The organism is Burkholderia sp. BE12, assembly GCF_002959955.1.
GTDB lineage: Bacteria > Pseudomonadota > Gammaproteobacteria > Burkholderiales > Burkholderiaceae > Burkholderia.
Genome location: NZ_PREY01000071.1, coordinates 1 through 3,111 on the forward strand (window position 1 = coordinate 1; position 3,111 = coordinate 3,111).

Sequence of the window (3,111 nt, forward strand, 5' to 3'; positions counted from 1 at the left end):
CAGACTTGTTATAGGATCAAGCCTTACGGGCAATTAGTATCAGTTAGCTGAACGCATTACTGCGCTTACACACCTGACCTATCAACGTCCTGGTCTCGAACGACCCTTCAAGGGGATCTAGTCCCCAGGGATATCTCATCTTAAGGCGAGTTTCCCGCTTAGATGCTTTCAGCGGTTATCTCTTCCGAACATAGCTACCCGGCGATGCCACTGGCGTGACAACCGGTACACCAGAGGTTCGTCCACTCCGGTCCTCTCGTACTAGGAGCAGCCCCCTTCAAATATCCAACGCCCACGGCAGATAGGGACCAAACTGTCTCACGACGTTTTAAACCCAGCTCACGTACCTCTTTAAATGGCGAACAGCCATACCCTTGGGACCGGCTACAGCCCCAGGATGAGATGAGCCGACATCGAGGTGCCAAACACCGCCGTCGATATGAACTCTTGGGCGGTATCAGCCTGTTATCCCCAGAGTACCTTTTATCCGTTGAGCGATGGCCCTTCCATACAGAACCACCGGATCACTATGACCTGCTTTCGCACCTGCTCGACTTGTCGGTCTCGCAGTTAAGCACGCTTATGCCATTGCACTATCAGCACGATTTCCGACCGTACCTAGCGTACCTTCGTACTCCTCCGTTACGCTTTGGGAGGAGACCGCCCCAGTCAAACTGCCTACCATGCACTGTCCCCGACCCGGATCACGGGCCAAGGTTAGAACCTCAAACAAACCAGGGTGGTATTTCAAGGACGGCTCCACCGAAACTAGCGTTCCGGTTTCATAGCCTCCCACCTATCCTACACAGATCGGTTCAAAGTCCAATGCAAAGCTACAGTAAAGGTTCATGGGGTCTTTCCGTCTAGCCGCGGGTAGATTGCATCATCACAAACACTTCAACTTCGCTGAGTCTCGGGAGGAGACAGTGTGGCCATCGTTACGCCATTCGTGCAGGTCGGAACTTACCCGACAAGGAATTTCGCTACCTTAGGACCGTTATAGTTACGGCCGCCGTTTACCGGGACTTCAATCAAGAGCTTGCACCCCATCATTTAATCTTCCGGCACCGGGCAGGCGTCACACCCTATACGTCCACTTTCGTGTTTGCAGAGTGCTGTGTTTTTATTAAACAGTCGCAGCCACCAGTTTATTGCAACCCCTTCACCCTCTGCCCGCAGGGGCATCAAGCTACAAGGGCGTACCTTATCCCGAAGTTACGGTACCAATTTGCCGAGTTCCTTCTCCCGAGTTCTCTCAAGCGCCTTAGAATACTCATCTCGCCCACCTGTGTCGGTTTGCGGTACGGTCATCGTTAGACTGAAGCTTAGAGGCTTTTCTTGGAACCACTTCCAATTGCTTCGCTCCCGAAGGAGCTCGCGCCACACCCTTGAATTACGCGCCCGGATTTGCCTAAGCGCCTTCTCCAATGCAGCGACCGGGACTTCCAACACCCGGACAACCTTCCGCGATCCGTCCCCCCATCGCATCTAACAATGGTGCAGGAATATTGACCTGCTTCCCATCAGCTACGCATTTCTGCCTCGCCTTAGGGGCCGACTCACCCTACGCCGATGAACGTTGCGTAGGAAACCTTGGGCTTACGGCGAGGGGGCCTTTCACCCCCTTTATCGCTACTCATGTCAGCATTCGCACTTCCGATACCTCCAGCACCCTTTACAAGGCACCTTCGCAGGCTTACGGAACGCTCTCCTACCATGCGAGCAAAGCTCGCATCCGCAGCTTCGGTATATAGCTTAGCCCCGTTACATCTTCCGCGCAGGACGACTCGATCAGTGAGCTATTACGCTTTCTTTAAAGGGTGGCTGCTTCTAAGCCAACCTCCTGACTGTTTTAGCCTTCCCACTTCGTTTCCCACTTAGCTATATTTGGGGACCTTAGCTGGCGGTCTGGGTTGTTTCCCTCTTGACACCGGACGTTAGCACCCGATGTCTGTCTCCCGTGATTGCACTCTTCGGTATTCGGAGTTTGCTATGGCGGGGTAATCTGCAATAGACCCCCCAACCATGACAGTGCTCTACCCCCGAAGGTGAGACACGAGGCACTACCTAAATAGTTTTCGGAGAGAACCAGCTATTTCCAGGTTTGTTTAGCCTTTCACCCCTATCCACAGCTCATCCCCTAACTTTTCAACGTTAGTGGGTTCGGACCTCCAGTACGTGTTACCGCACCTTCATCCTGGCCATGGATAGATCACCTGGTTTCGGGTCTACGCCCAGCAACTGAACGCCCTATTCGGACTCGCTTTCGCTACGCCTGCCCTATACGGTTAAGCTTGCTACTGAACGTAAGTCGCTGACCCATTATACAAAAGGTACGCCGTCACCCCTTGCGAGGCTCCGACTGTTTGTATGCATGCGGTTTCAGGATCTATTTCACTCCCCTCCCGGGGTTCTTTTCACCTTTCCCTCACGGTACTGGTTCACTATCGGTCGATCACGAGTATTTAGCCTTGGAGGATGGTCCCCCCATCTTCAGACAGGATTTCACGTGTCCCGCCCTACTTGTCGCACACCTAGTTCTTTCATACTGTTTTCGCCTACAGGGCTATCACCTGCTATGGCCGCACTTTCCAGAGCGTTCGGCTAACAATACAAATAAAGAGTGCAAGGCTCATCCCATTTCGCTCGCCACTACTTTGGGAATCTCGGTTGATTTCTTTTCCTGCGGTTACTTAGATGTTTCAGTTCACCGCGTTCGCTTCACTGGACCTATGTATTCAGTCCAGGATGACCCAAAAGGGCCGGGTTTCCCCATTCGGACATCTACGGATCAAAGCTCGTTTGCCAGCTCCCCGTAGCTTTTCGCAGGCTACCGCGTCCTTCATCGCCTGTGATCGCCAAGGCATCCACCACATGCACTTGTTCGCTTGACCCTATAACGAGTCTGTCTCATCTTTCGACGCTACAGTCGCTACAGGTTGAGTTCTCGCGTTGTGCCGTATTCCAATTGAGTCAAACTTAGAGTTCGAATCATCTTGAGATACATCGATACAATCACAACCCGGATAGCTTCCACGTCCATCTCGAGACGCTTCCGCTATCCAAATTACTTACTTCTTCCAGATTGTTAAAGAACGACAGCCGATATCG

Annotated in this window: 1 rRNA gene; it reads right to left on the reverse strand. The window is 52.5% G+C overall.

Features of this window, described 5'->3' with window-relative positions:
* Positions 1-12: 12 nt before the first annotated feature.
* A 23S ribosomal RNA gene (locus tag C4B30_RS34925) occupies positions 13-2,894 on the reverse strand.
* Positions 2,895-3,111 lie beyond the last annotated feature (217 nt).